We start from the raw sequence: 5118 nt of genomic DNA on the forward strand, positions 1-5118 counted from the left end.
GAGCCGAAATGGCCCAGCACGATCGTCTCACGATCGATGCGGGTGTCCGGGTCTACTTCTGCGATCCGCAAAGCCCATGGCAGCGCGGCACTAACGAGAACACCAATGGGCTGCTGCGTCAGTACTTCCCGAAAGGCACCGACCTGAGCATTCACAGCGCCGACGAGATCGCCGCCGTGGCAGCGGCCCTCAATGCCCGGCCGAGAAAGACCCTGGGTTGGAAAACGCCGGCAGAAGCGCTTGACGAGTTGCTGCCATGAGTGAACACAATCCGTGTTGCGACGATCGCTTGAATCCGCCCAATACACTGCGCAGATTTACCGCGAAGCGCTGGAAACAAACGGCCTGACGGGCTCGATGGGCCGCAGAGGCAATCCTTACGACAACGCCAAGGCGGAGAGCTTCATGAAAGACGCTGAAGGTCGAGGCGGTCTACCCGATGGCCTTCGAAACCTTCGACGACGTCATTGATCACCTTCCCCGCTTCATCGAGGAGGTCTAAAACAAACGCAGGCTCCATTCGGCGCTCGGATATCTGAGCCCGCAGCAGTTCGAGGATCAACACATCCGGCAGACTGGCAAATCAGCAGCCTGATATCTGTCCACCCTCAGGGGCGCACTCCATGATGGGGGGCAGTTTTGGAAACGATAACGTAATTGCTGCCGTCGCGCCTTTAAATGAAGAGTCGGCTGGCGGCAAAAGCCGGCGACCATTGAGATCAAGGAGGCCGCAGTGAACCATATCTCGGACTGGATGTGTCGCAGAGGGAGACGAGCGTCTGCGTGGTCGACGATACTGGAAAGACGGTGTTCTAGGGACAGGCGAAGTCCGATCCAGGAGCCTTGACGGAGCTGCTGCATAAACGTGCGCCTCACGCCGAGCGCATCGGATTTGAGACTGGTGCCATGTCCAATGGCTCTGGCACGAGCTGAAAAGGGTCGGGTTGCCGGCCGTCTGCATTGATGCTCAGCATGCAAAGGCAGCGCTTTCAGTCCGAATGAACAAGAGCGATGAGAACGATGCCCGCGGCCTGGCCGAGCTGGTTCGCGTCGGCTGGTATCGGGAAGTGAAGGTCAAGAGCGCAGCGAGTCAGGCCGCCCGGTCCATGCTCGTCGCACGGTCAAGACCTGTCGAGATCCGTCGCGATCTCGAAAACCAGACACGGTCCATGCTGAAGGAATATGGGCTGCAGTTCAGTCGATCGATTGGGTCACAGTTCCGGCGAAAGGTTTGGGAACTGGTTGCTGACGGCCATCCGCTTCGCCCTTTAGTTCAGGCGCTTCTGTCTGTCCATGAGCAGGTCTGCTGTGAACAAGAGAAGCTTGATCGGCAGGTCCGGCATCTCGCTCGCGAAGACGAAACCACACGCCGGCTGATGACAGTCCCCGGCATCGGCGTGGTGACCGCGCTCACGTTCCGCCACACGATCGACGATCCCTCGCGCCTTCGCTCGGCCGCAAATGTGGGTGCCTATCTCGGCCTGACGCCGCGACGAAAGCAGTCCGGTGAAACGGATATCAATAGCCGCGTCTCAGGATGGGGCGATCGGCTGTTGCGAACCTATCTGTACGAGGCGGCCAGTGTGCTCCTGCACCGGACGAAGAAATGAATCCACACTGAAAGCCTGGGGGATGCGTCCGTCGAGACGGATCGGCTTGAAGAAGGCAAAGGGACGGTAGCCCGGAAGATCGACGTTCTTCTTCACTGCATTTGGGTTGACGGCACCAACTTTGAGTGGGGTAACGAAAAGATGGCTTAATCGACTCCACCCCAAACGAGTTCTCGGGCCGCTATCAACGCGGAACTCGTGATGTCCCCGCCGGGACGGTGGTGGCGGCGACCTCGGTCAAACGGCTGACAGCAGGTTACCTGCATCTCGTTGGAAACGTTGAGGCGCCTGACCCGAACATCAATGAGGCATTCGACCTCGGAAAGGACCATGACCCCGGCGATGGCAATGCGAGATCTGGATTGACAACTACCCGCAATTAAAGGGCCTTTGACACCGGATTGGTGGGACGAAACGTAAGAGAAGAGCTGAGCAGCTAACGTCACCCACTCACATTGGTAGGTATGACGGGGTTGAGAACAGGCTATGTTCGCTCACAGAGAAGTAGTTCTGGATGAATTGTTGGAGTCTCGTCCCTTAGAAGCGCGTGCCGATCTCACCGAGGTGCCTAGGGGAAGGGATGCCTGTTGTCAGGGGGAATGAGGGTGCGAAGCGCGAGAGTATACTTCGATCTGCGAGTCTCAATGGCAACTCCCGAAAGGAGGAGGGTTGCGGCGAGACAATGAGCCATTTAGCCGGGCGCTCGATCCACAAGCCCGCCGACTTCTTCGAAGTTAGCATGCCTAGTGACACCGAAGCTCAACGAATGCCCATAATCCAAGCTCAGCATTAAGAAAGTACACACTATGCTCGATAGGGTTTTTGATCGAAGCAACGCTCTATATGTCAAAAACGTCCCAAAAAAAGGCCGTGGTTTATTTGCGAATATTCCGTTCAAAGCCGGAGATTTAATCGAGCGCGCGCCCACATGGAAGTTTGATGATAGGCAAGCAAATCTCATAGATCTTACAGGAATACTCGAATACTATTTCGTACGAGGAGAGAGAAGTCAAAAATGTGGCGCTACAGCACGCTACGTAGTGTTTGGGCTTGCCTCGTTGGTCAACCATTCTTTGAACCCTAATGCAAAAACGGTCTGGGCTGATGAAGAATCCGGCGCATGGGCAAACATAGTAGCAATCAATGACATTAAGGTTGACGAAGAAATAACCCAGAAATACACAAATCTATCCGACTATCCTAAGACCATAAAGTTCGTGGAATGACGAACCGAAGATAGACGAGAATGGTAAATCAGTTGAGAATAGTGAGCTTCTGTTGGCCGTCTAAAATCCTAATTGGAGAGTAGAGTGTCTGAAAAATTTGTTTACGACGAGAATTTGGCTTCCACATATGAAAAATATACTAGGTTATTAGGCAAGGTTGCGGAGGCGGACGAAACTGCTGCCTTCCTCGAGCGACTTTCCAAAGGAGGCGTTGCTCTTGAGCTCGGTATTGGCAATGGGCGCGTGGCGGTGCCGTTGAGCGAGCGCGGGGTCAAGGTTGAAGGCATCGACAATTCGGACAGCATGCTAAAACTTCTCGCGGAGCGTACTGACCTGATCAAAGGCTGGAAGGGGGACATTGCCCGTTTCAGGGCGGAAAAACCCTACGATCTAGTCTATTGTGTTTATAGCACATTCACTCTGCTCTCCACGCGCGAAGAGCAAATAGCTTGCCTTCGATCGGCTGCGGAGGCGCTACAGGAAAACGGCCTTGTGGTGCTAGAAGTTCGTGTTCCACCGTTGGATGGTCTGATTGGCGGTCAGAAAACTACCACTACGTTCGTTGATCATGAGAATACCTTTGTCAATGCGGTAATCCATGACCCAGTAAATCAGAATTTGACGTCAACCATCCTCTGGTTTTCTGGTACATCGGTCAGACGTCTACCGCAACGTGTTCGGTACGTTTATCACCAGGAACTCGATACCATGGCCGAATGCGTTGGCCTTCAGCTAGCGGAGCGCTGGGGAGATTGGGCGAGCGGAGCGTTTACCAATGAATCCAAAAGTCATATCTCAGTCTACCGGCGAACTGGCTTATAGTCCGTGCCCCTTGCTTATAGTTCGTGCCCCTTGCCTCTGAAGGGCGTCCTATTACGGCGGTTTTGACTGCCATCCCAATTTGTGGCGCGCCGGTTAGCCAGGGCTGCCTGGGGCCATAGCTCGACGTCGGGCCGGTACTTGCGCCGACATCTGGCCGCGCGAGCAGGACCGCCCAAGTTTAACACTGCGCCCCCGACCTTGTTGGTCGGCTGTGCGACGATCCCATCGAAGCGCCTCTGTCTGTTCGACGGCCCATGAACGGCGAGTGCTTCCGCCCGAGCTGAATCCAGGCGAACACGTGACGCTAATGTGAGCCAATAGACTCTTGAATGGCGCCTTCGACCTCCAGAAATGCCTTAGGCGCGGCCTGCGAGCTTCGATACTTAAACTACTCTGGTGGATGCCTAAGGGCTAAATTCGTCAAGTCAAGCCCGCATCCGCTCGCCCTTCGGGTCGTACATCGGTTTGAGCGAGACTTCCGCAGCATAACACTCGCCGGCGATCTCAATCTCGTACGAAGAGGAGAGCAGAGCTGCCTTGCTTTCGTCCCTCCACGGAACGTAGCCAAAGCCGATGGCTCCGCCGAGCGTGTGCCCGTAGTCTCCGGAACTGATTGTTCCGGCGATCCGACCGTCTCGGAAAACGACTTCGTTCTTATGAAGCAGTGGGGCAGGATCTTTAAGGCGGAACTGAACCAACCGGCGGTCGAGTCCCGCCTCAAGTTTTCTCAGCACCGCATCCCGGCCAATATATCCAGGCTTTGCCGTCTTGACAGCGAAGCCCAGCCCCGCTTCGAGTACGTGATCCCCGCTGCCAACATCATCGGGGAAGTGTCGACATGCCTTCTCCATGCGGCACGAGCCGATGGCATGGAGCCCGCACAGCTTGAGTCCTACATCGGCGCCCGCCGCCTCGATTACTTCGAAGACATGAGCAGCTTGGGCAGTCGGAATGTAGATCTCCCAGCCCAGCTCGCCGACACAGGCGACTCTATGGGCCCGCGCCAGACCCATGCCGATCTCAATGTCCTGCCAGGTGCCGTAAGGGTTGTTCTCGTTGGAGAAGTCATTCGGACTCACTCTGCCGAGCAGTTCGCGCGAATTCGGTCCCATTACTGCCAGGATGCTTTCCGACGCCGACATATCGGTGATAACGATGAACTCGTCGCCTAGATGCCGCCTAAGCCAAGAGAGATTGGGTTGTAATGTGAGGGCCGACACCACCAGCAGGAAAGCAGTCTCCGCGAGACGACTCACGGTCAGATCGCTCTCGATCCCGCCTCGCTCGTTCAACATTTGCGTATAGACGATCCGGCCAACCGGCACGTCGACATCATTGGAGCAAAGCCGCTGGAGGAAAGTGGCAGCGTCTCGGCCCTCCACTCGGATTTTTCCGAATGAAGTCAAGTCAGAAACGGCAACCCGCTCACGAACCGCCATATGCTCGTCACGCTGATTATC

General features: G+C 55.7%; 5 protein-coding genes and 1 pseudogene. 4 read left to right on the forward strand and 2 right to left on the reverse strand.

Translation table 11 applies throughout. From position 1 onward, the window contains the following. A partial coding sequence (locus C1D09_RS30235) for an IS30 family transposase (protein ID WP_143977624.1) occupies nt 1-260 on the forward strand: 260 nt, incomplete at its 5' end. A 143-nt stretch (nt 261-403) separates the two neighbouring features. On the opposite strand, the gene C1D09_RS33365 is transcribed toward C1D09_RS30235, so the two are convergent. Continuing rightward, nucleotides 404-562: a hypothetical protein gene (locus tag C1D09_RS33365; protein WP_167514817.1), complete on the reverse strand. Its 159-nt coding sequence runs from the start codon at nt 560-562 to the stop codon at nt 404-406. Between the two features lie 188 nt (nt 563-750). Here C1D09_RS33365 and C1D09_RS30240 point away from each other — a divergent pair. The 3 genes and pseudogenes from C1D09_RS30240 to C1D09_RS30250 all read left to right on the forward strand — a co-directional run bounded on the left by C1D09_RS30240 (nt 751) and on the right by C1D09_RS30250 (nt 3658). Next, nucleotides 751-1760 (forward strand): annotated as a pseudogene (locus C1D09_RS30240) (IS110 family RNA-guided transposase). 656 nt (nt 1761-2416) lie between these two features. After that, on the forward strand, nt 2417-2836 hold the full coding sequence (locus tag C1D09_RS30245) for an SET domain-containing protein-lysine N-methyltransferase (protein WP_143977625.1): 420 nt from the start codon (nt 2417-2419) through the stop codon (nt 2834-2836). 84 nt (nt 2837-2920) lie between these two features. After that, on the forward strand, nt 2921-3658 hold the full coding sequence (locus tag C1D09_RS30250; RefSeq protein WP_143977626.1) for a class I SAM-dependent DNA methyltransferase: 738 nt from the start codon (nt 2921-2923) through the stop codon (nt 3656-3658). A 425-nt stretch (nt 3659-4083) separates the two neighbouring features. Here the strand turns inward: C1D09_RS30250 and C1D09_RS30255 are convergent. Then, nucleotides 4084-5118, reverse strand: a 1035-nt coding sequence (locus C1D09_RS30255) for an aminomethyl transferase family protein (protein ID WP_143977627.1), incomplete at its 5' end; no start/stop codon positions are given.

Source organism: Mesorhizobium intechi (assembly GCF_002879535.1).
GTDB lineage: Bacteria > Pseudomonadota > Alphaproteobacteria > Rhizobiales > Rhizobiaceae > Mesorhizobium > Mesorhizobium intechi.